Genomic DNA, 25,021 nt, shown 5'->3' with positions numbered 1-25,021 from the left:
GGGCCTTCGGCACCACTCGTGGGTCGGCCGTGAAGACGCCGTCGACATCCGTGTAGATCTCGCAGACGTCGGCGCCGAGGGCCGCGGCGAGCGCGACGGCGGTGGTGTCGGATCCGCCGCGACCGAGCGTGGTGATGTCACGAGACTCGCGACTGAAGCCCTGGAAGCCGGCCACGATCGCGATGGCGCCTTGGTCGAGCGCCTCCCGCAGCCGGCCCGGCGTCACGTCGACGATGCGGGCGGCGCCATGCTGGGCATCCGTGATCATGCCGGCCTGGCTGCCGGTGAACGAGCGCGCGTCGTAGCCGAGCGAGCGGATCGCCATGGCCAGCAGGGCCATCGAGATGCGCTCACCGGCAGTCAGCAGCATGTCCAGCTCGCGCGGCGCGGGGATGGGGGTCACCTCATGGGCGAGGTCGAGCAATTCATCCGTCGTGTCACCCATGGCGGAGACGGCCACGACCACCTCGTTGCCCGCACGGCGGGTCTCGACGATGCGCTTGGCGACGCGCTTGATGCTCTCGGCGTCGGCGACGGACGACCCGCCGAACTTCTGCACGATCAAGCTCACGTGTACTCCTGAGGGGTGGGGGCAGCAGATGCCCGAATGCCCATCATAATTCGGGGTGCATGCGGATTACGGCACGTGCGCCGCCGCCTCCGCCGTGCGGGACGGCGCCTCCTCCCGGCGCCGCAACCAACGCAACTGGACGAATCGCACCACCTCGATGCAGGCACAACCGATCCCCGCGACGACCAGCGTCGTCGTCAACAGGGCGGCATCCGGCGTCACGAGCACGAAGAAGTCCCGGGCCAGTGGGACGACGAAGAGCAGGCCGAGACCCGCGTACATGGCGGCGACGACTGCCGCCTTGAGCCACGTGAACGGTCGGCTGAGCACCACCAGGACCCACAGTCCGATGATGGCCAGCGCGATGGTGGATGCGGTGCGATACTCGGCCGGATCGGCACCGAGGGTGCGCGCGTAGCCGTTCACGACGACGAGTGCCAGTGCCACCACGACGCCGGCGGGGACGGCGAAGCTGAGCGAACGGCGGAGGAAGCCCGGCACGTAGCGTCGGGTGTTGGGCATGAGGGCCAGGAAGAACGCCGGGATGCCGATGGTGAGGCCATCCGTCGCCGAGAGCTGGCGGGGGAGGAAGGGGAAGCCCCACAGCAGCACGCCGAAGACCACCGACAGCGCGATGGCGTAGGCGGTCTTGGTGAGGAAGAGCATGGAGACGCGCTCGATGTTGGCGATCACCTGGCGCCCCTCGTCGACGACCCCGGGCAGGTGCGAGAAGCGGCCGTCGAGCAGCACCAGCCGGGCGACCGCCTTAGTCGCCGCTGAGCCGGACTCCATGGCGATGCCGATGTCCGCCGTCTTGATGGCGAGAGCGTCGTTCACCCCATCGCCCGTCATCGCCACCGTGTGCCCTCTGCTCTGAAGTGCGAGCACGATGGACTTCTTCTGCGTGGGGGTGACCCGGCCGAGGACGAACTCGCGATCGAGTACCTCCGCCATCCCCTCGATGTCGTCGGGCAGCTGCCGGGCGTCGTAACCGGCTGCGTCCACTCCGGCGTCGCGGGCCACGGCAGCGACGGTGAGGGGATTGTCGCCCGAGATGATGCGGATGCCGACGCCCTGCGCGGTGAAGTAGGCGAGGGTCTCGGCGGCATCCGGCCGGAGGTTCTCGCGGAAGGTCAGCAGCACCACGGGGACTAGTGCATCCGGCCGGTCGCCGGCCTCCGCCTGCGCGTCGGTCAACACCGTGTCGGCATGGGCCAGGACCAGCGTGCGCCTGCCCTGTGCGGCGAGCGCGGCGGCTCGGGAGAGGACGGGCGACGACGGGTCGTCGAGCACCATCTCGGGAGCGCCGAGCACCCACGTTCCGCGGGCTTGGTGCTCGAAGGCGATGGCGCTCCACTTGCGGGCGGAGGAGAACTCCACGCTCGCGACGGGCGCCTCGCTCGGCGGTTCGGTGAACCGGGCGGTGAGGCAGCGAGCGGTGGCGTTGGCCCGCGGATCGGCGCCGCACGCCGCGAGCACGCTCTGCCAGCCGGGCTGCGGCGCATCCGTCACCGAGTGCACGTCGTCGAACACGATCTCGCCGTCGGTGAGGGTTCCGGTCTTGTCGAGACAGATCACGTCGACGCGGGCGAGACCCTCGACGGCGGGCAGTTCCTGCACGAGCACCTGACGGCGGGCGAGCTTCACGGCGCCGACGGCGAAGGCGATGCTCGTCATGAGCACGAGGCCGAGCGGGATCATCGCGATGACCGCCGCGACGGCGCCGACGGCAGCCTGACGCCACGACCCCGACTCGATCGCCTTCTGCCAGCCGCCGACGACCTGGATCTGCGAGTTCACGACCAGCAGCATGATGGGGAAGATGGCCCAGGTGATCCACTTCAGGATGCGGTTGACGGATGCGCGCAGTTCGCTCGAGACCAGCGAGAAGCGGCGGGCCTCGCCGGTCAGGCGGTTGGCGAACGAGTCGGCTCCGACGTTCGTGACGCGTGCGCGCCCCTCGCCGCCCACCACGATGGAGCCCGACAGGACGTGATCGTCCACGCCCTTCTCCACCGGATCGGACTCGCCGGTCAGCAGCGACTCGTCCACCTCCATGCGGCGGGCGTCGACGAGAGTCCCATCCGCCGTCACCTGATCGCCGGCCACGAGCACGAGGAGGTCGCCCTGCACGACGCCTGCCACCTCGATGAGCTGCTCGGAGCCGTCGCGCAGTACGCGCGCTCGAGGAGCGTGCAGCAGCGCGAGCCTGTCGAGTGCCCGCTTGGCGCGGTACTCCTGAACGGTGCCGATGACCGCGTTGGCAATGGCGGTGAGACCGAACAGGGCGTCCTGCCACTGGCCGAGGAGGAGCAGCAGCAGGAAGGCGCCGAGGACGATCGCGTTGAACAGCGTCAGCACGTTGGCGCGAACGATGCTCCAGATGCTGCGGCTGGAACTGTCATCGACGCGATTACTGAGACCGCGGCGCGTCAGGTCCGCCACGTCCGCCGCGGTGAGCCCCTGTTCGGATGCCACCGTGTCCGTCATCGCCGCCCCGTCATGTCGATCCGCCTGTCAGTCACGCTAGTGCAGCACTAGAGTGCGGCCTATGGGTCTCGAGGGATGGAGCGACTTCAATGTCGCCACTGCGGGGGCGACTGCCGCCCTGGCCGGACTGATCATCGTCGCGATGTCGGTCAACATCAAGGAGGCGATCCAAGCGGAGACCATCCCATCGCGCGTCGCCGCGGCCATCGCCGGACTCGTGCTGGCGCTGGTCGCGAGCCTCGCTGCGCTCGCTCCCGCACAGCCGGTATGGGCGCTCGGACTCGAGCTGCTGGTGCCCACGCTGGCGGCCGGTACCCTTCAGTGGCGGGCGAGCGGGCACATCATGGCCGAGACGACGGCGCCCCCCGGGTGGCGACTGCCGAAGGTGGCGCTCGGATGGTTGCCGATCGCCGCGTACCTGGTGGCCTCCGTCACGCTGATGGCCGGCGCCCCGTGGGGCTACGGGTTCGCCGCTGCCGGGGGCATCCTGGCGATCATCAGTTCGGTGCTGCTCGCGTGGGTGGTGCTGGTCGAGATCCTGCGCTGAGGCGCGCAGGCGCGCGCAGCTCAGCCTCAGCCGACGACGCGGCGCCCCTCGAACGCGCGGCCGAGGGTGACCTCATCGGCGTACTCGAGGTCGCCGCCGACCGGGAGGCCGGAGGCGAGCCGGGTCACCCGGATCTCGAGGGTGGTCAGCATTCGCGAGAGGTAGGTGGCGGTGGCCTCGCCCTCGAGGTTCGGATCGGTGGCGATGATCACCTCCTGAACGGTCCCGTCAGCGAGACGCTGCATGAGCTGACGGATGCGCAGCTGGTCGGGGCCGATGCCGTCGATGGGCGAGATGGCGCCGCCGAGCACGTGGTAGAGGCCCCGGAACTCGCGCGTGCGCTCGATGGCGACGACATCCTTGGCCTCCTCGACCACGCAGATGAGCGCGGGATCGCGTCGCGGGTCGCGGCAGATGCTGCAGGTCTCCTGTTCGCTGATGTTGCCGCAGATGCTGCAGAACCTCACGCGCTCGCGCACTGTGGTGAGGATCTCGGCGAGCCGGGCGACATCGAACGACTCGGTCTGCAGGATGTGGAACGCGATGCGCTGGGCCGACTTGGGCCCGATGCCCGGCAGGCGACCGAGTTCGTCGATGAGGTCTTGAACGATTCCTTCGTACATGGGCTAGGGCCGGAACCCCGTCTTCGGCGTATGCGGCTGCTCCTCGAGGAACGTCGCGCCGAGTACCTCGCGCACGACGGATTCGCCGTAGCGCTGCGGGCCGCCGGATGCCGTCGCAGTGCGTGGAACCGGTCGCCGGGCCGGCTGCGAGCGCTCCGGCGCGCCTCCCTGAGGTTCGGGCGACGTGGTCGGCGTGGTCTGGGCGGTCAGGCTGCCCGTCGTCGAAGGGCGCGCAGGTGCCGATCGCTGGCCCCGCGGGAGCTGGGACCCGGACGTCGCACGCTCACGTGCCGGCGGTGGGCCGGACGCGGCGGGATCGCGACGGTCGGGTGGCTCGGGCGGCGCATCGTCGGGCGGCGGAGCGTCGTCGTCCGACGGGATGCCGAAGTCGTCAGGCTCGGCATCCTGCACGACACTCCGCGTGGCCTCGGGCCCGGAGTCGAGCGAAGCAGATCCCTCGACATCGGGTGCGGCAGCCGCTGTGCCAGCTGACACGGGGTTCTCCGCGACACCGGGTGCGGCGTTCGTCTCCGGCGCGGCAGCCTCGTCCTCCACGGCGGTCGAGCCATCGTCGGCGGGACCGCCCGGGATCGTGATGGTCGCCCATCCGTCGTACTTCTCTGGGGCGTTCTGCACCGCGGCATTCTGCCCGGGAGCATTGCCCGACCCGCGCGGCGACGAGGAACGTGCGGCTGACGACGGTCCACGGCCGACGCCGGCCGCTGCCCCCGTCGACCGGGCTGGAGCAGGCTCCTCTGCCCGGGCGGAGGCGGTCTCGCCCGCCGCAGCCGAGGGGGCTTCGCGGCTCGATTCGGTCGCTCCCTGCGGCGTATCGACGCGGGCGACGAGCTTGGGCGTGAACCCGAGGATGTCGGAGACGGCGCGCTTGAGGATGTCGCCGACGCCCTGCCCGGGGGCAGCCTGCTGCTTGAGGTCGGCGACGTCCTTCTGGCTCGGGAAGCCGAGCACGAGCACGTCCCCATCGCGCAGTTCGCGGACCTGGGCCGTGAAGACGACCATCCAGGCGTTCATCTTGGCGGCCCGCACGGCCTCGAGCACCTCGGGCCAGGCGTCCTTCACCTGTTGCAGGCTGACGGGGCCGACGGGAAGCACGCGTGCGGCGGGCGCGGCCGGCGCGGACTCTGTTGAAGCGTTCGGCGCCGTGCGGGACGACCCGGCAGGAGCATCCGGCGCATGCGGGGCGGATTCCGCGGACGCGTCGGGTGAGGAAGCCGAAGACGCTCGCGTCTGCGTCGGCGCCCCAGACGCCGCCCCGCCGGCGGGTGCGGCGGGGGATGACTCCTTCGGCCGCGTCGATGTCACGGGCGCAGATCCGCCGGAGGGTGCGGACGCTGCAGGCGCGGGTTCGCGGGCCGGAGTTGCCTTCTGCCCGGAGACCTCCGTCGGCGCTCCGGCGGCGGCGGCTGGGGAGGTCGCGACGGGCGCTGCGCCGATGCCGCCCGCGACATCCGTCACGCCGACGCGGCGCTCGAGCCGTTCGACGCGGGCGAGCGCGCCACGATCGGTGGTGTCGGCGGATGGCACGAGCGCCCGCGCAACGAGGAGTTCGAGGTGCAGACGCGGCGACGTGGCACCGGTCATCTCGGTGAGCGCGGTGTTGACGATGTCGGCGGTGCGCGACAGCTCGGCCTGGCCGAAGCTTGCGGCCTGCTGCGCCATCCGGTCTATCTCGTCCTGGGGAACTCCCCGCAGCACTGCAGCGGCACCCTGAGCCGACGTCGCGCCGACGACGATGAGGTCGCGCAGCCGCTCGAGCAGGTCCTCCACGAAACGGCGGGGGTCCTGCCCGGTCTGAATCACCCGGTCGACGCCGGCGAAGGCGGCCGAGGCATCGCGGATGGCGATCGCGTCGATCACCTCGTCGAGCAGAGCGCCATGCGTGTAGCCCAGCAGCGAGACGGCGCGCTCGTAGTCGACCGTCGAGTCCTCCGAGCCGGCCATGAGCTGGTCGAGCAGGCTGAGGGTGTCTCGCGGCGACCCTCCTCCGGCGCGGACGACGAGCGGCAGGACGCCGGGTGCGACCGACACGCCCTCGGCGTCGCACAGCTGCTGAACGTATTCGAGCATCTGGCCGGGCGGGACGAGGCGGAACGGGTAGTGGTGCGTGCGCGAGCGGATGGTGCCGAGCACCTTCTCGGGCTCCGTCGTGGCGAAGATGAACTTGACGTGGTCGGGCGGCTCCTCCACGAGCTTGAGCAACGCGTTGAACCCCTGCGGGGTGACCATGTGCGCCTCGTCGAGGATGAAGATCTTGTAGCGGTCGCGTGCCGGGGCGAAGATGGCGCGCTCGCGCAGGTCGCGGGCATCGTCGACACCGTTGTGGCTCGCGGCGTCGATCTCCACGACGTCGAGCGATCCTCCGCCGCCGCGCCCGAGCTCGATGCAGCTGTCGCACTTTCCACATGGCGTGTCGGTGGGGCCTTCGGCGCAGTTGAGGCAGCGGGCGAGGATGCGGGCGCTCGTGGTCTTGCCGCAGCCGCGCGGGCCGCTGAACAGGTAGGCGTGATTCACCCGGTCGGCGCGCAGGGCCGTCATGAGCGGATCGGTCACCTGCGACTGGCCGATCATCTCGGCGAACGACTCGGGCCGATAACGGCGATAGAGGGCTGTGACCACGCACCAATCGTAATGGCCGCCCCTGACACGATCGCCCTCTCGCGCAGGGCCACGACCGCGGCTCAGGCGATGGTGCGCTGGTCAGGACGGAACCCGGGATTCGCGCCTGAATCCACGCCGATCGCCTGAGCGGCGCGCTATCGCCCGGGCGCGTGCTGTCGCCCGGGCGCGTGTTGTCACCCAGGCGCGTGCTGTCGCCCCGGCGCGTGCTGGCACCCGGGCGCGTGCTGTCACCCGAGCCGCACCCTATGTCGTACGCCGCGCTACCGATTCACACCGAGCCCAGCACGCTCAGGCCGGCGCGGGCGTGCCGGGCGAGCGTGCCTCGGAGAGCTGTTGGAACGACCGGTCGAGGAGCGGCGTGAGGGTGAGGCATCCGTACAGCACGGCGGCTCCGACCAGCGTCAAGTGGAGGCCGACCGCCGAGACGGCCAGCCCCGCCAGCAGGGCGCCCAGCGGCATCGACGCCGCGGTGCCGGCGAAGGTCGCGCCCAGGACGCGCGCGCGCATCCGCTCGGGAACCTGCCCGTACATGACGGTCGCGATCATCGGGTTGAGCGCTCCCGCCGCGAACCCCGACACCACCAGCCCGCCGACGAGCGCCGCGAAGGGAACAGCGAGCGCCATCGCCGCATACGGAAGCACCCCAGCGAGCACGAAGCAGGCGACGAACATCGCCCGGCCCGAGAAGCGGTGGCCGATGCCGGCGAAGATCACGGACCCGGTGAGGGCTCCCCCGGCGAAGCAGGCGACCATCGCGCCGAGCGCCGACGGATCGCCCACGACGCTGGTCGCATAGACCGGCTTGAGTACGCTCATGCCGGCCGCGTCGATGGCGTTCGTCGCGGTCACGAGCAGCACGATGCCGCGCAACAGGCGGTTGTTCCAGACGTAGCGGATGCCGGCCGCGAGACCGGCGAAGTAGTGCTCCGGCTGGGCCTCGACGGATGCGCGCGGCGCCCGCCGGGGCACGAACAGCGCGATGACGATCGCCGATATCCCGAACGTGGCAGCGTCGACGACGAGCGCGGCGATCGGCCCGGTGAGTGCGACGAGGCCACCTGCAATGGCGGCACCGAGCATGCCGGCCGACCTGCTGATCGCGGCCTGCGCCCCGGCAGCACGGGCGAGCGGAGTGCGGGCCAGCTCGGCGAGGTCGGGCACGAAAGCCGCACGCGCGGTGTCGCCGGGAGTGTCGAGGAGTCCGCTCACGAAGACGAGCAGCAGCAGCGCCCAGAACGGGAGGCCGACCGTGGCGGCGAGCACCGGGATGGCGAGCACGGTGACGCAGCTCGCGAGGTCGGCGATGATGCTCGACGTCCGGTAGCCCAGCCGGTCGACGATCACTCCCCCGAGGGCGCCGCCGATGACCACCGGAACGGTCGCGAACACGCCCGCGACACCGGCGGCGAGCGGCGAGCGGGTCGTCGCGAGCACGTAGAGGGGAACCGCGATCAGCGTGATCGCGTTGCCGGCGAGCGAAATCAGCTGCGCGGTCAGCAGGGCGACGAGGGGCATCCGTCGACGTTCGACCACCTCAGCAGGCGCGCCGTCCATCACGGCCTCGGGAAGCTGCTGAACAGGACCCGGGTGACACGCGTCCCCTCGCGCGGCTCCCGGCGATCGGTCGTCCACTTCTCGACGAGCGCTTCGAGCTCCTCCCCGAACCGAGCGAACTCCTCGAGCGTGAGGTGGGCGAACGCATCGCCGCCCGTCGATGCGCCCAGCCAGGCGGCGTCGAGCGTCGACTCCGCGTCGAGTGCCGCGAGCTGCTCGGCCAGGTAGGACTGCAGGATCGACTGCCTCAGAGCGACGGATGCGCCGCGTCGCGCCGGGTCGTCGCGCAGCTCGGCGGGGTCGAAGTGCGTCTGCTCGTGAGCGGCCCGCCACCAGCGCTCCCGTCCGTCGTTGGCGAGCTCGGGTGCCTCGACGACGAAGCCGGACTTCGCGAGCGTGCCGAGGTGGTAGCTCACGGTTCCGGGCGCCTCGTCCACCAGATCGGCGAGCTGCCCCACCGATCGCGGACCCTCGACGCGGAGAAGGCCGAGCAACTTGAGCCTCAGCGGGTGCGCGAGCGCGCGGAGGGAGGTGGGCTCGGTGACCGTGACGCTGCGCGCCTGGGCGGTGCTTTCGTCGTGTGGCATGTCTCGAGCGTATATACACAATAGTTGTTGTGCAATAACCCTTGTGCTCCTGAGCGAGGCGACCCGATCTCGTTTACAGGACCAGCGCCTAGCCGGCCTCCCCACAGAGGCTGGCGACGCTCTCGTCCTGTGAACGAAGAGGGGAGAGGGTCCAGGAAACGAAAGCGGGAAGGCGAAGAGCGGGGAGGGCGAAGATTGGGTAGGGGCGAAGAGAAGGGGTGGGGCGAAGAGAAGGGGTGGGGCGAAGAGAAGGCGTGGGGCGAAGAGAGGATCAGGCGCGCGTGACAGCCAGCGTCTGCCGGGCGATCTCGAGCTCCTCGTTCGTCGGAACCACGAGCACGGTGACGCGCGAGGCATCCGTCGAGATCACCCGCGCCTCCCGCGAACGCTCGGCATTGCGGGCCTCGTCGAGTTCGATGCCGAGGCCCTCCATACCGACGAGCGCGCGGGACCGCACCATCGCGTCGTTCTCCCCCACCCCGGCGGTGAAGACGATCGTGTCGACCCGTCCCAGCCCGACGTAGTAGGCGCCGATGTAACTCCGCAGCCGATGCGTGTAGACGTCCAACGCGAGCGCCGCGGCGGCATCCCCGTGTTCCGCCGCCTTCTCGACGTCGCGCATGTCGGACTGTCCGGCGAGGCCGAGCATGCCGCTGCGCTTGTTGAGCAGCGCGTCGACATCGTCGACCGAGAGGGATGCCCGGCGTTGCAGGTGCAGCAGTACGGCGGGGTCGATGTCGCCCGACCGGGTGCCCATCACCAGCCCTTCGAGCGGCGTCATGCCCATCGAGGTGTCGACCGACCGACCCCCGGCCACGGCGCACGCCGATGCCCCATTGCCTAGGTGCAAGATGATCTGGTTCAGTTCCTCGACCGGCCGACCGAGGAACTCCGCGGTCGCTCGCGACACGAACCGGTGCGAGGTGCCGTGGAATCCGTACCGCCGCACTCGATGCTTGGCGGCCAGTTCAGCGTCGATCGCGTACGTGTACGCCGCCGGTGGCAGTGTCTGATGGAACGCCGTGTCGAAGACCGCGACGTGCGGCACGTCGGGGAACGCCTTCTGAGCAGCGACGATGCCCTCGAGGTTGGCGGGATTGTGCAGCGGCGCCAGCGACGAGAGCTCGTCGATGTTGATGCGCACGAGGTCGGTGATGATGGTCGGCTCGAAGAAGCGCGCGCCGCCCTGCACGACCCGGTGGCCGACGGCGATGACCGGATGCTTCTCGAGCGACGGGCCGGACGCCGCGAACGCGTCGAGCATGACCTGGAAGCCCGCGGTGTGATCGGCGATCGGCAGGGTGCGCTCGGTCGTGTCACCGTGGACGGTGTGGCTGGCGCGGCCCTCCGGCTCGCCGATGCGTTCCACGACGCCGGCTGCGAGCATCTGTTCGCTGTCGGAATCGATCAGCTGGTACTTGAACGACGACGATCCGGAGTTGACGACGAGCACGGAGCTCATGGGCGCCTTTCGATTCGGTGGCGGATGCGCGGAGCTCAGGCTCCGGCCGCTTGGATGGCGGTGATGGCGATGGTGTTCACGATGTCCTGTACCGTCGCACCGCGGGAGAGGTCGTTGATGGGCTTGTTGAGACCCTGCAGCACGGGGCCGATGGCCACGGCGCCCGCCGAGCGCTGCACCGCCTTATACGTGTTGTTGCCGGTGTTGAGGTCGGGGAAGATGAACACCGTCGCCCGGCCCGCCACCGCAGAGCCGGGCGCCTTGGCTGCCCCGACTGCAGCATCCGCGGCCGCGTCGTACTGGATCGGACCTTCGACCGGCAGCTCGGGACGACGCTCCCGGACGAGCGCCGTGGCCGCGCGCACCTTCTCGACCTCGGCGCCAGAGCCCGACGTCCCGGTGGAGTAGGAGAGCATGGCCACGCGCGGGTCGATTCCGAACTGCTCGGCGGTCTCCGCCGACGACACTGCGATGTCCGCCAGCTGCGTCTCGGTCGGCTCGGGGATGACGGCGCAGTCGCCGTAGACCAGCACGCGGTCGGCGAGCGCCATGAGGAACACGCTCGACACGACCGACACCTGGGGGCGCGTCTTGATGATCTCGAAGGCGGGACGGATGGTGTGCGCCGTCGTGTGGGCAGCGCCCGAGACCATGCCGTCGGCGAGTCCCGAGTGCACCATCATCGTGCCGAAGTAGGACACGTCGGTCACGGTGTCGCGCGCCTGCTCGATGGTCGGCGCCGCCTTGCCCTTGTAGGCGCGCAAGGCCGCGTAGGCGTCGGCGAACTTGAACCGCAGCACATCGTCGAAGGGGCTGATGACGTCGGCGGCCTGGATGTCGAGCCCGAGCTCGATGGCCCGGGCGCGCACCTCGAACGGCTCGCCGAGGATGGTGATGTCGGCGATGCCTCGCGTCAGGGCGGTCGCAGCGGCGCGAAGGATGCGATCGTCATCGCCCTCGGGGAGCACGATGCGACGCCGGTCGGCCCGGGCACGCTCGATGAGCTGGTACTCGAACATGAGCGGCGTCACCACGGACGTGGTGCCGAGCTCGAGCAGTCCGATGAGCTCGTCGGCGTCGACGTACTGGTCGAACAGGGCTCGCGCGGTGTCGAACTTGCGGGTCGACTCGGCGGCGAGCCGCCCCCGGGTGTGCGTGATGCGCACCGCGGTCTCGAACGTCGAGAGCCCCGTCTGCACGATGGGCAGCGGCGAGCGCAGACCGTCGAGCAGGCGCTCGACCTGCTCGGGCAGCTCGAACCCGCCGTTGATGATGAGGCCCGTGAGCGAGGGGAAGGTGCCCGACGCGTTCGCCATCAGCACGGCGAGCAGCACCTCGGTGCGGTCGCCGGGCACGATGACCACTCCGCTCTCGACGAGGCGGGTCAGCACGTTGTCCATGCTCATCGCCGCGACGACGACTCCGAGAGCCTCGCGGGTGAGCAGTTCGGCGTCGCCCTTGATGAGCGTCGCCTCGGTGGCCTCCATGATCGCGCCCATAGTGGGGGCGACGAGCACCGGGTCCTCGGGGATCGACCAGACGGGAACAGGATCGCCCGACCGGGCGACGGATGCCGCGACCGCCGCCGTGATCTCGTCGAGAGCGGACGGGTCGGCGCGGTTGACGATGACGGCCAGCAGGCTGGCGTGCTCGCGACGCAGTTCGCTGAGGGTGAGGTCGGCGAACTCGTGCATGTCCTCCGGCGTGCGCGGCTCCCCCTGCCCGAGCCGCTCCCCCTCGCCGGTGGTGAGGCGTCCGCCGAGGGCGAGGATGACGGGCGCTCCGAGGTTGGCGGCGATGCGGGCGTTGTACGCCAGCTCGGTCGGGCTGCCGACATCCGTGTAATCGCTGCCGATGATGACAACAGCGTCGCAGGCGGCCTCGACCGCCTTGAAACGCTCGACGATGCGGGAGAGGGCGGCATCCGGGTCCTCGTGCACGTCGTCGTAGCTGACGCCGATGCAGTCGTCGTAGTCGAGCTTGGCTGTCGCGGAACCGAGCAGCAGGTCGAGCACGTAGTCGCGCTCGTTGACGGAGCGGGCGATGGGGCGGAACACACCCACCCGCGCCGCGTTGCGCGTGAGAGTGGCGATCAGCCCGAGGGCGATGCTCGACTTGCCGGTATGCCCCTCCGCGGAGCTGAGATAGATGCTGCGCGCCACACGTCCAGCCTATGGGCACGGGATGAGCATTCGCCCGGTTCTTCCCTGCGGCGCTTCCCGCCCGGCGCTGCTGCCAGCGGCGTGCGACCGCGGGCTCCTCCGACATGACGAAAACTGTCGGCACCGGCCCGGACCGCCGACCGTTTGCGTCATCTCGACGGCGAACCACGCTGCGGCGAGCCGATGCAATGCCGGTTAACGACGAGGACCCCTCGCGCACCCGCCAGAGCCCGGTTACCCTTGCTGCGTTTCCGCCCTGGGGGAGTTGGCCTGGATGGCGCCACGCGAGGAGCCGTCGATCAGTTTACGCGACGAACGGATGCGCCCCGACCACCGCGTGCGCGCGGCCCGACGGCGGCGCGGCGTGCGGCAGTCGATCCGTCGGGTAGGATTCTCTAGGTCCTGCCAGTGATGGCATCCAGGAGAATTCGCCTAGTGGCCTATGGCGCACGCTTGGAAAGCGTGTTGGGTGAAAGCCCTCGGGGGTTCGAATCCCCCATTCTCCGCCGATTTCTCATCCCGATGGTGCCCGTACGGTGTTGCCCGCACTCGATCTCGAGCGGCTCAGCCGGCGGGACGCGAGAACAGGTTGACAAGATTTCCGTCTGGGTCACGGAACAGGGTCGACCGGTTTCCCCACGGCATCGTGGTCGGTTCGAGCACGACGTCGTCCAGGGCGTCGCGGAGGCGTGCGAACTCGGCATCGACGTCTTCGACGAGGAACTCGATGATGACCGAGTCGTTCATGCCGGGCTTCGGCGCGCGGTCGCCCAGCATTGCGACGGTGGCCGTGCTTCCGATCGCCAAGACGCCTGCCGTGGTGCGGACCTCCGCGAACACGGGCGCCGGCCTCACGGCGATCGTACCGGTGACGGTCTCGTAGAACCGGGCGAGCCGGTCGACGTCGTCGGTGATGATGCGGATGGACGCGAATTCCATGGTGCTCCGATCTGTCGGGCTCCTGCCTCGACGGATCCATCTTCGGCCGACCTACCGACATTGTCGGCCGGGTCGCGTGCGGCTCGCCTGCGCCGGGCTCTGGGGGCCCCGTTCGAACTAGTGCAGGACCCGGTAGTGGAGGTGGGTGACGCCGCCCCCGCCGAGAAGGACCCGAGTGCGTTCGAGGGGGATCTGCTCCGGGGAGAGGTTGTCGAACAGACGCCGCCCCTGCCCCAGCAGGACCGGGACGACATGCAGTTCGAGTTCGTCGAGGATTCCGGCCGTCAGTGCCAGTTGCGCGACCGCCGCGCCATGAACGAGGACGTTCTTGTCACCCGCGGCCTCCTTCGCGTTCCGGAAGGCGACGTCGACGTCGTCGACGTATGTGACGAGGGGCCAGGAATCGATGTCGATCGAGGGCGCTTCGCGACTGAGGATGAAGATGGGAACCCCGTCGTGGTGGTCCCCGCCCCATCCGTTCGCCGGTTCGAAGGTCCCTCGACCGGCGACAACCGCTCCTGTCGCCATGAACTCCGAGATGACTTCGCTGTTGACGCCGGTCGACACCATCGGCCTGCTGCGATCGGGATCGTGCTCCTCATCCGTCCAGAGCCAGTCGTGGAGCAGTTCGCCGCCATCACCGAGGGCATTGGCGGGGCCCTCGTTAGGTCCGGCGATGAACCCGTCGAGGGACAGTGACATGTAGAGGACGGTGGCGCTCATTCTTGCTCCGCTTCTTTCGGTGTCGTGGCACGAGAGGCTCAGTGAATCTCCTGAGCCTGGCCACGCGTGAGAAATGCGAGTTCCGTCTCCCAGCGGGTCTTGCGCGGCTCGGTGCGGGGGTCGGTGATGTAGATCTCGAGGCGTCCTGCCCAGGCGGCTCCCGCATCCGTCTCCGAGACGTCGAAGTCGATCTGCTGCTCATCCTCCCAGCCGAACAGGAGTCGGTGAGCACGCATGGAGTGGTTGATGTAGCGCAGGACGACGTAGCTGCCTGCGGGCACGACGCCCTCGGTCACCATCCCGTCGCCGGTCCCTGTCGCGAAGACGCCGACTTCGATGTCCATGTCGCCGGCCATGTCCACGGTGTGCAGCCGGAGGAAGAAGGGCCCGTCGGGCTCGACGCGGTTGTCCCGCATCCAGTCGATGAGCGATTCGAGCAGCCGATCGCGTTCGGCGAGCATCCCGCGAAAGGGCGTGCGCTCACGGATGCCGAGCGTCGAGCGCGAATCGCGATACTCGACCCGCGGGCCGTCGATCACCTCCATGTTGCGTCCTTCCCGATCGAACGCCCCAAGATCACCAGCACGCCCGCGAGAAGGAATTCCATGTGCTGCACGCTATCGGCTGTCGGGTGTCCGGCGGATCGCCGCTTGGATCGCGCGGATGTTCGCGCCGAGCTGCCCTGACGCGAGGAGACCGGCGCCCAGCGGACCAGACGAGTCCTCACCGAGCTGAGGCAGGCGGGCGAGCGCCTGCCGGACAGGCTCGCTCATCTGCGCGAGCTGCCAGTCGATCTCCTCGGCGGAAGATCTCCCGTGGGTGGCCGACGCAACAGCCTTGGCCGCATAAGCAGCCGCGCCGAGCGCGTGAGCTCCCATGTGCGCCACCCCTGCAGCCTGACCGGCGGACCGCGCCGCCGCTCGGGCAGCCGGTGAATGAACAGCCTGCGCGGCCCGTCCCGCAACGAATCGCCTGCGAATCTCCCCTGCCGCCTCGAGTTCACCCCGCGCGAAGGCACGGGCACGGGCGATACCGTCCCTCGGCCGGTCGTCGGTGGGTGCTTCCGCCTCGAAGATCGGCAGCACCCTCTCGGCGCAATCCGCAGCCCACGCGGCCGTCAGCCGGCGGTCTTCGATGCTGAGGGTCTGCGGCGAGAGCATGACGTCAACCCTCCCACGGCCCGCGCTCATCCGCTTCGTGGTCCGGCGCCGACCGTCGACCCGAGCAGCCCTCGTCGATAGTCTGGCGACGAATGGAGGCGGCAGTGGCGACCACCGATCAACGAATTCCGACTCTGGCCTGGGACCAGCGCCGCAATTGGGCTGCGCTCGGCATCGCCACGATCGTCTCGCTCATCGCGTTCTTCACCTACAACGCGTTCATCCCCATCCGGTTCACCTTCGACAGCGTGATCGTGACCGCCTTCGTGTTCTGGATCGGGTATTCGCTCGGGCACATGATCCTCACCCAAGTCGTGTTCGGACGCCGGGACACCGAGACGCTCCGGCGCTGGATCACCGCCACCACTCCGAGGCGGCGGGTGGCGAAGATCGAAGCCGTCATCGCCGGGGCCGGGCCCACCGCGAACGCCCAGTGGTCGGTTCTGGCGATCGCAGCGGTCGGGCTCGTGCTCATCTCGCCGGGTCTGCTCGACAGCCCGCTGGCGAATGCGCTGAGCTTCGGCGTCGTCGTCTCGGCATGGGCGGTCACCGTGTCCGCCTACGCGGTGCACTATGCCCGACTGGACGCCGGGGAGCCGAGCCTGGCCTTTCCCGGCACCGCGGCCGGGCCCGTCTTCATGGACTACATCTACCTCTCGGCGCAGATCGCCACGACGTTCTCGTCGTCGGATGTGTCCATCCTCACGACCCGCGCTCGCGCCGTGGTGACGGGCCAGACGATCATCGCGTTCGTCTTCAGCACCTTCATCATCGCGATGCTCATCTCGGTGCTCTTCCTCACCACCGGTGCGGCCGGGAACTGAGCGCGACAACGCGAGCCAGGCAACGGATGCCGGCGCCCGACGCCACGAGCGCTCAGCGGCGCTTGCGGGTTCCGAAGATGCCCGCGAGCACGCCCGTCAGGATGGTGCGGGTGGCGCGCGAACCGAGCACGTCGGTGATGACCTTCGTGTTCGACTTGGACCGCGCAGCAGCCTCGCGCTGATCGCGCCCTGCCGCGGCATCCGCCTCCTTGCGCGCCTTCTGACGCGCCTTCTCCTCGGCATCGAGCTGCTTCTGAACGGCGGCCTGCTGCTTGGCCAGCTCGGCGTCCGCCTTCTTCTGCGCCTCGGCGGCGTCGGCCGCCTGCACGACGGCAGCGGCAGCGTTCATCTTGGCGGTGAGGATCTCGGAGGCGGACTCCCGGTCGATGGCGGTGCCGTAGGTCGCGAGCAAAGGCGATGCCGCGACGGTCGCGTCGATAGAGGCATCGGACGACGGCGACATCAGGCCTTGAGGAGCGCGCAGGCGCGTCCACGCGACGGGACTCGGCGCACCCTTCTCGTTCATCACCGTGACGATGGCCTCGCCGGTACCGAGAGTCGTCAGCACCTCCTCGAGCTCGTAACCCGAGTTGGGGAACGTCGACACGGTCGCCCGCAGCGCCTTGGCGTCGTCGGGGGTGAAGGCGCGCAGCTGGTGCTGCACGCGCGAGCCGAGCTGGGCGAGCACGTCGCCGGGCACGTCCTTCGGCGTCTGGGTGACGAAGAAGATGCCGACGCCCTTGGAACGGATGAGGCGCACCGTCCGCACGATCTGGGCCAGGAAGTCCTTCGATGCATCGGCGAACAGCAGGTGAGCCTCGTCGAAGAAGAACACCAGCTTGGGCTTGTCGAGGTCGCCGACCTCGGGCAGGTCGTTGAACAGGTCGGCGAGCAGCCACATCAGGAAGGTGGAGTAGAGCGCCGGCTTGTCGGCGACGCCGGGGACCTCGAGCAGGCTGATGATGCCGCGACCGTCGGATGCGGTGCGCAGGAACTCGGCGGTGTCGATCTCGGGCTCGCCGAAGAACACGTCGGCTCCCCCGTCGGCGAAGACGATGAGCTCGCGGAGGATGACGCCGACCGTCGAACTCGAGAGGCCGCCGAGGTTGACCAGCTCGGCCTTGCCCTCGTCGCCGATGAGGTAGGTCAGCACGCTGCGGAGGTCGGCCAGGTCGAGCAGTGCGAGCCCCTGCTGCTCGGCGAAGTGGAAGACCAGGCCGAGGCTGGACTCCTGGGTGGGGTTGAGGCCCAGCGCCTTGGACAGCAGCAGCGGTCCGAAACCGGCGAGGGTGGCACGGATGGGCACGCCCTTGCCCACGCCGCCGAGGGAGTAGTACTCCACCGGGAAGCTGGCCGGCGTCCAATCCTGGCCGATGCCGGCGGTGCGCTTCAGCAGCTTGTCATTGCCCTCGCCGGGGGTGGCGACACCCGAGAGGTCGCCCTTGATGTCGGCGGCGAACACCGCGACACCGTTGGCGCTGAGCTGCTCGGCGAGTCCCTGCAGGGTGCGCGTCTTGCCGGTTCCCGTGGCTCCTGCGACGAGGCCGTGCCGGTTGGTCATGGCCAGGGGAATGCGGATCTGCACGTCGGGCACGGGGTCGCCGTTGACGAGAGCGCCCATCTCGAGAGCGGCGCCATCCATCTGGTAGCCGACGCGGATGGCGTCGACATGCTTCTGGTCCAGCGGACCGGCGGCAGGCGCAGCCTCGGCGGCCGGCGGAGCCTCGGCCGGAGGAGCCTCGGCTGGCGGAGCCGCGGCTGGCGCGGCAGCGGTCGGCGGGGCAGCGGGGGTCTCGGACGGTGCGGATGCCGGCGTCTCGGCGGCTGCGGCATCCGTCACGGGAACGGATGCGGCCTGAGCCGCTGCCACCGCCTTCTCGGCGGCCTCCTGTGCCCGAAGCACGGCCGCCTGCGCCTCGGCCTGCAGCCGCTCGGCCTCGGCGGCCGCCGCGCTCGCCGCTGCCGTCGCCTGAGCGGCCGCATCCTGAGCACTCTGAACCGATCCATCGCTCATGGCTCGATCCTAGCCACGGCCGACACCGGAGGGCGGGGTATGCCGATGACCCCGCACTGTCCCCCTTAATGCGGATGCCCGCGCGCAGACGTACCCGACACAATGGACATCGGGGGATGACAGATGGTGATGGTGCGGGAGCAGGTGGGGGTGACGCTCCGACCACGGGGTCACCTGTTCGCCCGCTCCCTCACCGCTGTCGCCATCGCGGTGCTGCCGGTCTTCGGGGTGCTCTACTGGCTCTCGCTCGGCAGCGGACTGTGGCCGCTGGTGGCGTTGGCCCAGCTCATCGTCATCGCGCTCTATATCGTCGCTTTGCTGGCCACGCGCAGCGTGTTCTTCCGCCAGCACCCGTGGGGCGTCGAGGACCACGTGCCGTTCGGACTGACCAGGCACATCCGCAGCGACGACGTCGACACCGTGCTGTTGATCGACCTGTACTCGGGATCGGGCATGGAGAGTTGGCCTCACCTGTTCGCCGTCGATGCCGAGGACCGGCTGCTGCTGCGCATGCACGGCCAGATCTGGAGTCGCTCCTCCATCCAGCAGGTGGCGTCCCGACTGCAGGCACCCGTGGTGCACGCACCGACGCCGATGACCTTGACGGAGTTCACGAGCATCGAGCCGCAACTGCTCGCCTGGTGGGAACGCCGTCCGTTCTGGCGGCGCGTCGCACGCTGAGCGGACGCGCGACCTCGGCGGCGGAATACTGGAGGGGTGCTGAACCCTCTATGCTCCGCGTCGGCGCGATGACACCGGATGCCGGCCCGGTCGACCCCGGTCACGCCGCCGAGTCGGAATGGCTGCCGCGCTGGGGGCTGACCCCCGTCGGCGACGCTGTCACGACGGCATCGAGCACCCTGACTCCCGTTCGGACGCGCGACGGGGCTCCCGCGATGATCAAGCTCTCGCACTCGGAGGAGGAGACCCGAGGCGCCGCCCTGCTCGATGCCTGGGACGGCCACGGCGCGGTGCGAGTGCTTCGGCGTCAGGGCGACGCCGTGCTCATCGAACGCGCAGAGGATCCGTATGCTCTCGTGACGCTCGTCGAGACCGGCGATGATGACGCGGCGACGCGCATTCTGTGCCGCACAGCCGACACACTGCACGCGGCGTCCGATGCGGTGATGATCACCGACGCCCGTCTTCGTCCCGTGCCGCTCGAGCAGTGGTTCCGCGACCTGTTCGCGCACGAGGACGACAGCGACCTGCAACGGCGCGGCGCGACCATCGCACGGCGCCTGCTGGGAGAACAGCGCGAGGTTCGCGTGCTGCACGGGGACCTGCATCACGGCAACGTGCTGCACTTCGGCGACCGCGGCTGGCTCGCGATCGACCCCAAGGGACTCGTCGGCGACCGGGCGTTCGACTTCTGCAACCTGCTGTGCAATCCGTCGCACGAGGTGGCGCTGCGGCCGGGCCGGCTCGAGCGGCAATTCCGCGTGGTGACGGAGGCGGCGAGCCTGGACGCGAAGCGCCTCGCCGACTGGCTCGTGGCCTGGTGCGCGCTGTCGTCGACGTGGTTCGCGATCGACGGCGCGGACGCCCTCGCTGCATCCGCGGCACGCATCGGCGAGCGCGCCATGACCCTCGTGCCCTGACGCTCGCAACCTCCTCACGCGGTGGGATGGATCGCCACCTCGGCGGCCTTGACGGCCAGCCAGACAGGAGATCCGACCGCGAGGCTTAGCTCAGCCACGGTGGCGGGGGTCACGTCGGCGGCGACCGGGATCGGACCCGTCCTCACACGGATGCCCGACTCCGTCGGCTCGAGCGCCTCGATGACGGCCTGCCACTGGTTGCGCACGCTCGAACCCTCGGCGCGGGTCAGCGAGACGATGACCGAGGACGGACGGAACACCGCGGCCGACGGGCCACCGTCGAGGATCGGCGTGGCATCCGCCGGCGCGGAGAACAGCACGTCGGCGACGCGCACCCGCCCCCGGTCGCCCACGCCGATCACGAGGTTGACGCCCGCGATCCGCGCGGTGAACGGCGTGGTCGGCGCGCTCAGCAGCTGGGCGGTCGTGCCCTCCTGCGCGATGCGCCCGGACTCGAGCACGGCCGTGCGCCCGGCCAGGACGATGGCGTCGAGCACGTCGTGGGTGACGATGACGGCGGTCGTTCCCGCCTCGCGGAGGGTGGTGCGCAGCAGCTCGCGGATGGCCGGGGCCGTCTGCACGTCGAGCGAGGCGAGCGGCTCATCGAGCAGCAGCACCTCTGGCCGGGCGGCGAGGGCGCGGGCGATGGCCGCCCGCTGCTGCTGACCACCCGAGAGCTGGGCCGGCATCCGTCCGCCAGCGTCTGCCAACCCGACCCGCTCGAGCCACTCCCGCGCGGTATCGGCGGCCTGAACGGCCGACGCGCCCTGCGAGCGCGGACCGAACGCGACATTCGCGGCGACGTCGAGGTGCGGGAACAGGCGCGGGTCCTGCCCGAGCAGGCCGATGCCGCGCTTCTCGGGCGGCACGACGATCGACCTCTCTCCGGGACGGATGCGGGTGAGCGTTCGATCCCCCACCTGCACGTAGCCCAATTCCGGAGCGCGCAGACCGGCCAGGAGGGCCAGCACGGTCGACTTGCCAGCGCCGTTCGGTCCGAGGAGCGCGAGCACCTCGCCGTCTCGGACGTTCAGCGCCGCGTCGAGCGTGAAGCTGCCGCGAACGGCTCGCAGGCTCGCGGCCAGAGCGCTCATCGGGTCGCACCCGGTCGCCATCCGCGCACGAAGACGAGCAGCAGGAGCGCGACGATGAGGAGGAGCAGCGAGAGCGCGATCGCACTGCCCTGGCTCACGCCTGCTCCGTTGAATGCCGTGTAGATGGCCAGCGGCATCGTGCGCGTCACCCCCTCCGCGTTGCCGGCGAAGATCGCGGTGGCGCCGAACTCGCCGAGAGCGCGCGCGAAGCACAGCACGGTTCCGGCGACGAGTCCGGGAGCCGCCAGTGGGAGGGTCACACGCCGGAACGTCGTCCAGCGGCCGGCGCCGAGGGTTCCGGCCACCTGCTCGTAGTCGGTGCCGACGGAGCGCATCGTGCCCTCGATCGTCAGCACCAGGAAGGGGAGGGCGACGAACGCCTGCGCGATGACCACGGCCGCCGTCGTGAACGGGAGCTGGATGCCGAGGGCGGTGAGCGCTCCTCCGAGGGCCCCGTTCCGGCCGAGCAGGAAGAGCAGGGCGATCCCGCCGACCATGGGCGGCAGCACGAGGGGCACCGTCACGACCGCTCGCAGCGCCCCGGCGAGACGCGGTCCGGACCGGGCGATGACGAGAGCCAGCGGCACGCCCACCAGCAGGCACACCGCGGTGGCGACGGTCGCGGTCAGCAGCGAGAGCCCGAGCGCGGACAGGGCGGAGGGGGAGGTGGCATCCGTCACCACCGTGCCCCATTGCACGCGCGCGACGAGCCCGACCAGCGGCAGCACGAGCAGGGCGATCGCGAGCGCCGCCGCGACGTAGAGCGCCCGAGGCACCCGAGCTGGGCTCACGGCGCCTCGAAGCCCGCGGCCTTCAGCACCGCCTGACCCCGGTCGCCGACCACGAACGCGATGAACGCCGTCGCGACCTCCGGGCTCGTCGAGCTCTTGAGGGCGACGATCGGGTAGGTGTTCACCACGGCGTCAGCCCCGTCGGGCTTGATGGAGGCGACGGCATCGCCTGCGGCCTGGACGTCGGTCACGTAGACGAGGCCCGCATCCGCCTCACCCGATTCGACCTTGGTGAGCACGGCGGTCACGTTCTGCTCCTGGCTGACCGGCGTGACGGAGATCTTGGCGTTGCTCAGCAGGGTCGCCGACGCGGCGCCGCAGGGAACCTCGGGCGCACACACCACCACCTTGAGCCCCGGCTTGGCGAGGTCGGCGAGCGTCTTGATGCCGCCAGGATTGCTCGGCGGCGTGACGATGCGCAGCGTGTTGGTCGCGAAGTCCTTCGGCGTGCCGTCGACGAGGCCGGCATCGACGACCTTCTGCATGTTCTTCTCGTCGGCGGAGGCGAACACGTCGGCGGGGGCACCGGCGATGATCTGGGTCGCCAGCACGCTCGAGCCGTCGTAGACGGCCGGCTTGACGTCGACGTCAGGATGCTGCGCCTCGAACTCGGTGGCGAGCTCGTCGAACGCGAGCTTGAGGGACGCGGCGGCGTAGACCGTGAGCGAGCCCTTGAGCGCGGGGGCGATGCTGGCCGTCGGTGTCGGAGACGACGCGCTCCCTCCGGATGCGCAGCCGGCCAAGGCTGCGGCGAGTGCCATGGCGACGGCGGCTGCGACGAGGCGGGCGCGAGGGGCAGGACGATTCATCGAGGGGTCTCCACAATCACGTTGGTGGCTTTGACGACGGCGACGGCGAGAGAGCCGATCTGTAGGTCGAGTTCTCGGACGGCCTCGCTGGATAGCAGCGACACGACCCGATGCGGCCCGGCCTGGATCTCGACCTGCGCCATGACGGTGTCGGTAATGACGTTCGTCACGATGCCCACGAAACGGTTCCGGGCGCTGCGGCCGACGGTGCTCGGGTCATCCGGCGCACTGGCCAGAGCGACCGCGTGAGCGGCGAGGACGTCGCCGGCGACGACCTGCCGGCCGCTGCCATCCAGCGCCACGGGCACGTTCTCGGCCTCGATCCACCGGCGCACGGTGTCGTCGCTGACTCCGAGCAGGGAGGCTGCCTCCGAGATCCGATACTGCGTCATGGATCGGAGACTATCACCGCATCTGCGGCGATGCGCCGGAGACAGCGAAAGGCCCGCCGCACCGGGTTCGGTGCGACGGGCCTGTCGTCCGGTCGTTACTTGGCGACCTGGGCGGTGATGGTGGCAACGCCCACGAGGAGGCCTTCCTTGACCGCATCGGTCTTGAAGGTCTGGTTCAGCAGACCGGCGGCGTCAGCCGAGATGTGCACGGTGGTGCCGGTGAGGATGGCGTTGTTTCCGTCCATCGACAGGGGCTTGAGGGTCTTGCCGTGCAGTTCGAAGATGTACGCCTGCGTGGCAGCGACCTGGCCGTTGACCGAGACGTCACCGTAGAGCTTGGAGTTGCCCGGGTTGACGGTGAAGTTGCTCAGCGTGACGGTGGTGTCGCCGGCGGTCAGGTTCAGGCCCGATCCGTCGTGCTCGAGGATGCCCTGAACGTAGGGACGGTACTTGGCCTTCGGGTCCCAGTAGGCGACGCTTCCACCGGTGATCGGGAAGTGCAGCGATCCGTCGGTGAGGGTGGCGGTGCCGTAGGTCGAGGGGGTCAGGCCGAGCGTGGTCAGCGCGTCCGTGAATCCGCTGTCCAGAGCGACGCCGGTGTTGCCACCGAAGACCTCGGGGACGGCCGCGAGAGGGCCGGGGATCTTGGTCGACGTCGCGGTGGCGACGTGTGCCGGTGCCGCGTTGGTCGCGGTGTCGGCGTTGGCGGCGGATGCTCCGACGCCGGCAATGCCGACGACGAGGAGTCCCGCTGCCGCGAGGCTGATGCTGGCTGTGGAGAACTTGCGCATGATGTGATCCTTATCTGGATGATGGTTTGGGCTCTCGCCCGTTGTGAGGTGTTCGCTCCCCTCGCCCGAACGGATTGGTGCCCGCGCTCGATTGCCCACGAGGAGCGGTTAGTTTGGTCGCATGCCCCTTCCTCCGCTCGTGGACGTCGGCCCGGAACTGACGCCAGACGAGGTGCGTCGCACGTCTCGGCAATGGATGCTCTCCGAGCTCGGTGAGGCCGGCCAGCGCCGGCTCGCGGCCGCCCGCGTCCTCGTGATCGGAGCCGGCGGCATCGGCTCGCCCGTGCTGCTCTACCTCGCGGCAGCCGGGGTCGGAACCATCGGCATCGTCGACGACGACCGGGTGGAGCCGAGCAACCTGCAGCGTCAGGTGATCCACGCGATGGCGGATGTCGGCGCGCTCAAGGTCGACAGCGCCGCGTCGACGCTCGCGGGGCTGCATCCCCACGTCTCGGTGCAGACGCACCCCGTCCGCTTCGACGTCGTCAACGGTGAGAGCATCGCCGCCGGGTACGACCTCGTCATCGACGGCAGCGACAACTTCGACACCCGCTACGCCGCCGACGACGTCTGTGCGGCTCTCGGCATCCCCCTCATCTGGGGAGCGGTGCTGCGCTTCGATGCCCAGGTCTCGGTGTTCTGGGCGCATCCGCCCGTCGGCGTCGGCGTACGCCTGCGCGACCTCTTTCCTGTTCCCCCTGCGCCCGGCGAGGTCCCGTCGTGCAGCGAGGCCGGAGTGCTCGGCGCCCTCTGCGGCCAGGCGGGGTCGATCATGGCCGCGGAGGCCGTCAAGCTCATCACGGGCGTCGGCGAGAGCCTGCTCGGCCGCGTGCTCGTGATCGACGCCCTCAGCGCCCGGACCCGAGAGGTCGCGCTCACCGCGTCACCGGTCGGTGCGGGGCGACCACGGGCGGAGGCGCCAGCATCGACGAGTGCGCACATCGACACGGATGCGCTCGCCGCGCGGTTGGCGGCTCGCGACCGCGGCGAGGACTCCTTCCTGCTGCTCGACGTTCGCGAACCCTCCGAGCACGCCGAGCGCGCCATCCCGGGTTCCGTGCTCCATCCGCTCGGCGAGGTCCTGCGCGACCCGTCGACGATCGACATCGCTCTGCCCGTCATCGTGCACTGCCTCGTCGAAGCGCGTGCCGAACGCGCTGCGGCCGTCCTTTCGGCCGCCGGAGCCGACGTGACCGTGCTCCGCGGCGGCATCACCGCGTGGGGACAACGGTCGTGACCGCGCCTGC

At 69.9% G+C, this 25,021-nt stretch carries 23 protein-coding genes, 1 tRNA gene and 1 other RNA gene; 6 read left to right on the top strand and 19 right to left on the bottom strand.

Annotation, left to right across the window (positions count from 1 at the left end):
• Positions 1 to 571, bottom strand: a 571-nt coding sequence (locus E6C70_RS13880) for an amino acid kinase family protein (RefSeq protein ID WP_491044377.1), incomplete at its 3' end; no start/stop codon positions are given.
• Between the two features lie 66 nt (positions 572 to 637).
• A complete protein-coding gene (locus E6C70_RS13875) occupies positions 638 to 3,061 on the bottom strand; it encodes an HAD-IC family P-type ATPase (protein WP_136425140.1) in 2,424 nt (807 codons plus the stop codon).
• A gap of 61 nt (positions 3,062 to 3,122) precedes the next feature.
• On the opposite strand from E6C70_RS13875, the gene E6C70_RS13870 reads away from it, so the two are divergent.
• Complete coding sequence (locus E6C70_RS13870; protein WP_136425139.1) at positions 3,123 to 3,608, top strand: hypothetical protein; 486 nt, start codon at positions 3,123 to 3,125, stop codon at positions 3,606 to 3,608.
• 26 nt (positions 3,609 to 3,634) lie between these two features.
• On the opposite strand, the gene recR is transcribed toward E6C70_RS13870, so the two are convergent.
• The 7 genes from recR to ffs all read right to left on the bottom strand — a co-directional run bounded on the left by recR (position 3,635) and on the right by ffs (position 12,933).
• On the bottom strand, positions 3,635 to 4,231 hold the full coding sequence (gene recR / locus E6C70_RS13865) for a recombination mediator RecR (RefSeq protein WP_136425138.1): 597 nt from the start codon (positions 4,229 to 4,231) through the stop codon (positions 3,635 to 3,637).
• Between the two features lie 3 nt (positions 4,232 to 4,234).
• Positions 4,235 to 6,868 carry a DNA polymerase III subunit gamma and tau gene (locus E6C70_RS13860; RefSeq protein ID WP_136425137.1) on the bottom strand — a complete coding sequence of 878 codons (2,634 nt, stop codon included), beginning with the start codon at positions 6,866 to 6,868 and terminating at the stop codon, positions 4,235 to 4,237.
• 291 nt (positions 6,869 to 7,159) lie between these two features.
• Entirely contained in the window at positions 7,160 to 8,386 is a 1,227-nt protein-coding gene (locus E6C70_RS13855; RefSeq protein WP_168770965.1) for an MFS transporter, read from the bottom strand.
• Between the two features lie 38 nt (positions 8,387 to 8,424).
• Positions 8,425 to 9,012, bottom strand: a complete 588-nt coding sequence (locus tag E6C70_RS13850; protein ID WP_136425135.1) for a helix-turn-helix domain-containing protein — start codon at positions 9,010 to 9,012, stop codon at positions 8,425 to 8,427.
• Between the two features lie 271 nt (positions 9,013 to 9,283).
• On the bottom strand, positions 9,284 to 10,474 hold the full coding sequence (locus tag E6C70_RS13845) for an acetate/propionate family kinase (protein ID WP_136425134.1): 1,191 nt from the start codon (positions 10,472 to 10,474) through the stop codon (positions 9,284 to 9,286).
• Positions 10,475 to 10,509: 35 nt separating this feature from the next.
• On the bottom strand, positions 10,510 to 12,636 hold the full coding sequence (gene pta / locus E6C70_RS13840; RefSeq protein ID WP_136425133.1) for a phosphate acetyltransferase: 2,127 nt from the start codon (positions 12,634 to 12,636) through the stop codon (positions 10,510 to 10,512).
• A 200-nt stretch (positions 12,637 to 12,836) separates the two neighbouring features.
• Positions 12,837 to 12,933, bottom strand: an RNA gene (gene ffs / locus E6C70_RS13835) — signal recognition particle sRNA small type.
• 124 nt (positions 12,934 to 13,057) lie between these two features.
• On the opposite strand from ffs, the gene E6C70_RS13830 reads away from it, so the two are divergent.
• Positions 13,058 to 13,142: transfer RNA gene (locus tag E6C70_RS13830), tRNA-Ser, on the top strand.
• A gap of 58 nt (positions 13,143 to 13,200) precedes the next feature.
• Here E6C70_RS13830 and E6C70_RS13825 read toward each other — a convergent pair.
• The 4 genes from E6C70_RS13825 to E6C70_RS13810 form a co-directional block, all read right to left on the bottom strand.
• Entirely contained in the window at positions 13,201 to 13,575 is a 375-nt protein-coding gene (locus E6C70_RS13825; protein ID WP_136425132.1) for a VOC family protein, read from the bottom strand.
• Positions 13,576 to 13,692: 117 nt separating this feature from the next.
• Positions 13,693 to 14,298 (bottom strand): dihydrofolate reductase family protein, encoded by a 606-nt coding sequence (locus E6C70_RS13820; protein ID WP_136425131.1) that lies wholly within the window; start codon positions 14,296 to 14,298, stop codon positions 13,693 to 13,695.
• 38 nt (positions 14,299 to 14,336) lie between these two features.
• Positions 14,337 to 14,843: a GyrI-like domain-containing protein gene (locus E6C70_RS13815; RefSeq protein ID WP_136425130.1), complete on the bottom strand. Its 507-nt coding sequence runs from the start codon at positions 14,841 to 14,843 to the stop codon at positions 14,337 to 14,339.
• Between the two features lie 72 nt (positions 14,844 to 14,915).
• Positions 14,916 to 15,458, bottom strand: a complete 543-nt coding sequence (locus E6C70_RS13810) for a putative immunity protein (RefSeq protein ID WP_136425129.1) — start codon at positions 15,456 to 15,458, stop codon at positions 14,916 to 14,918.
• 104 nt (positions 15,459 to 15,562) lie between these two features.
• On the opposite strand from E6C70_RS13810, the gene E6C70_RS13805 reads away from it, so the two are divergent.
• Positions 15,563 to 16,282, top strand: a complete 720-nt coding sequence (locus E6C70_RS13805) for a DUF1345 domain-containing protein (RefSeq protein ID WP_168770964.1) — start codon at positions 15,563 to 15,565, stop codon at positions 16,280 to 16,282.
• A 52-nt stretch (positions 16,283 to 16,334) separates the two neighbouring features.
• Here the strand turns inward: E6C70_RS13805 and E6C70_RS13800 are convergent, their stop codons facing one another.
• A complete protein-coding gene (locus E6C70_RS13800; RefSeq protein ID WP_136425127.1) occupies positions 16,335 to 18,296 on the bottom strand; it encodes a helicase HerA-like domain-containing protein in 1,962 nt (653 codons plus the stop codon).
• Positions 18,297 to 18,419: 123 nt separating this feature from the next.
• Here E6C70_RS13800 and E6C70_RS13795 point away from each other — a divergent pair, with 123 nt between their 5' ends.
• The gene (locus E6C70_RS13795) at positions 18,420 to 18,977 is read left to right on the top strand and encodes a hypothetical protein (RefSeq protein ID WP_136425126.1); all 558 of its coding nucleotides are present in this window, start codon (positions 18,420 to 18,422) and stop codon (positions 18,975 to 18,977) included.
• A 50-nt stretch (positions 18,978 to 19,027) separates the two neighbouring features.
• Positions 19,028 to 19,897 (top strand): aminoglycoside phosphotransferase family protein, encoded by an 870-nt coding sequence (locus E6C70_RS13790; RefSeq protein WP_207670146.1) that lies wholly within the window; start codon positions 19,028 to 19,030, stop codon positions 19,895 to 19,897.
• Between the two features lie 14 nt (positions 19,898 to 19,911).
• Here the strand turns inward: E6C70_RS13790 and E6C70_RS13785 are convergent, their stop codons facing one another.
• The 5 genes from E6C70_RS13785 to E6C70_RS13765 all read right to left on the bottom strand — a co-directional run bounded on the left by E6C70_RS13785 (position 19,912) and on the right by E6C70_RS13765 (position 23,774).
• The gene (locus E6C70_RS13785; protein WP_235833511.1) at positions 19,912 to 21,012 is read right to left on the bottom strand and encodes a sulfate/molybdate ABC transporter ATP-binding protein; all 1,101 of its coding nucleotides are present in this window, start codon (positions 21,010 to 21,012) and stop codon (positions 19,912 to 19,914) included.
• A complete protein-coding gene (locus E6C70_RS13780; protein ID WP_136425125.1) occupies positions 20,988 to 21,782 on the bottom strand; it encodes an ABC transporter permease in 795 nt (264 codons plus the stop codon). The genes E6C70_RS13785 and E6C70_RS13780 overlap by 25 nt, the downstream gene beginning before the upstream one ends.
• The gene (gene modA, locus E6C70_RS13775) at positions 21,779 to 22,591 is read right to left on the bottom strand and encodes a molybdate ABC transporter substrate-binding protein (RefSeq protein WP_136425124.1); all 813 of its coding nucleotides are present in this window, start codon (positions 22,589 to 22,591) and stop codon (positions 21,779 to 21,781) included. Before modA ends, E6C70_RS13780 begins: the two co-directional genes overlap by 4 nt.
• Positions 22,588 to 22,983 (bottom strand): TOBE domain-containing protein, encoded by a 396-nt coding sequence (locus E6C70_RS13770; protein WP_136425123.1) that lies wholly within the window; start codon positions 22,981 to 22,983, stop codon positions 22,588 to 22,590. The genes modA and E6C70_RS13770 overlap by 4 nt, the downstream gene beginning before the upstream one ends.
• Positions 22,984 to 23,078: 95 nt before the next feature.
• The gene (locus tag E6C70_RS13765) at positions 23,079 to 23,774 is read right to left on the bottom strand and encodes an ABC transporter substrate-binding protein (RefSeq protein ID WP_136425122.1); all 696 of its coding nucleotides are present in this window, start codon (positions 23,772 to 23,774) and stop codon (positions 23,079 to 23,081) included.
• A gap of 121 nt (positions 23,775 to 23,895) precedes the next feature.
• Here E6C70_RS13765 and E6C70_RS13760 point away from each other — a divergent pair, with 121 nt between their 5' ends.
• Positions 23,896 to 25,011 carry a ThiF family adenylyltransferase gene (locus E6C70_RS13760; protein ID WP_136425121.1) on the top strand — a complete coding sequence of 372 codons (1,116 nt, stop codon included), beginning with the start codon at positions 23,896 to 23,898 and terminating at the stop codon, positions 25,009 to 25,011.
• Positions 25,012 to 25,021 lie beyond the last annotated feature (10 nt).

Origin of the sequence: Orlajensenia flava, from assembly GCF_004801905.1 — a bacterium.
Classification (GTDB): domain Bacteria; phylum Actinomycetota; class Actinomycetes; order Actinomycetales; family Microbacteriaceae; genus Orlajensenia; species Orlajensenia flava.
The sequence above is the reverse complement of the archived record's forward strand: the minus strand, read 5'-3'. Positions and strand labels throughout refer to the sequence as shown.

Coding starts and splice junctions, on each gene's coding strand:
- E6C70_RS13850 (WP_136425135.1), bottom strand. CDS start 9,012: ATGCCACACGACGAAAGCACCGCCCAGGCGCGCAGCGTCACGGTCACC.
- E6C70_RS13785 (WP_235833511.1), bottom strand. CDS start 21,012: ATGGCGACCGGGTGCGACCCGATGAGCGCTCTGGCCGCGAGCCTGCGA.
- E6C70_RS13825 (WP_136425132.1), bottom strand. CDS start 13,575: ATGGAATTCGCGTCCATCCGCATCATCACCGACGACGTCGACCGGCTC.
- E6C70_RS13790 (WP_207670146.1), top strand. CDS start 19,028: ATGCTCCGCGTCGGCGCGATGACACCGGATGCCGGCCCGGTCGACCCC.
- E6C70_RS13875 (WP_136425140.1), bottom strand. CDS start 3,061: ATGACGGACACGGTGGCATCCGAACAGGGGCTCACCGCGGCGGACGTG.
- E6C70_RS13765 (WP_136425122.1), bottom strand. CDS start 23,774: ATGCGCAAGTTCTCCACAGCCAGCATCAGCCTCGCGGCAGCGGGACTC.
- E6C70_RS13815 (WP_136425130.1), bottom strand. CDS start 14,843: ATGGAGGTGATCGACGGCCCGCGGGTCGAGTATCGCGATTCGCGCTCG.
- E6C70_RS13770 (WP_136425123.1), bottom strand. CDS start 22,983: ATGACGCAGTATCGGATCTCGGAGGCAGCCTCCCTGCTCGGAGTCAGC.
- E6C70_RS13810 (WP_136425129.1), bottom strand. CDS start 15,458: ATGCTCTCGCCGCAGACCCTCAGCATCGAAGACCGCCGGCTGACGGCC.
- E6C70_RS13870 (WP_136425139.1), top strand. CDS start 3,123: ATGGGTCTCGAGGGATGGAGCGACTTCAATGTCGCCACTGCGGGGGCG.
- E6C70_RS13820 (WP_136425131.1), bottom strand. CDS start 14,298: ATGAGCGCCACCGTCCTCTACATGTCACTGTCCCTCGACGGGTTCATC.
- E6C70_RS13795 (WP_136425126.1), top strand. CDS start 18,420: ATGGTGATGGTGCGGGAGCAGGTGGGGGTGACGCTCCGACCACGGGGT.
- recR (WP_136425138.1), bottom strand. CDS start 4,231: ATGTACGAAGGAATCGTTCAAGACCTCATCGACGAACTCGGTCGCCTG.
- modA (WP_136425124.1), bottom strand. CDS start 22,591: ATGAATCGTCCTGCCCCTCGCGCCCGCCTCGTCGCAGCCGCCGTCGCC.
- E6C70_RS13800 (WP_136425127.1), bottom strand. CDS start 18,296: ATGAGCGATGGATCGGTTCAGAGTGCTCAGGATGCGGCCGCTCAGGCG.
- E6C70_RS13855 (WP_168770965.1), bottom strand. CDS start 8,386: ATGCCCCTCGTCGCCCTGCTGACCGCGCAGCTGATTTCGCTCGCCGGC.
- E6C70_RS13760 (WP_136425121.1), top strand. CDS start 23,896: ATGCCCCTTCCTCCGCTCGTGGACGTCGGCCCGGAACTGACGCCAGAC.
- E6C70_RS13845 (WP_136425134.1), bottom strand. CDS start 10,474: ATGAGCTCCGTGCTCGTCGTCAACTCCGGATCGTCGTCGTTCAAGTAC.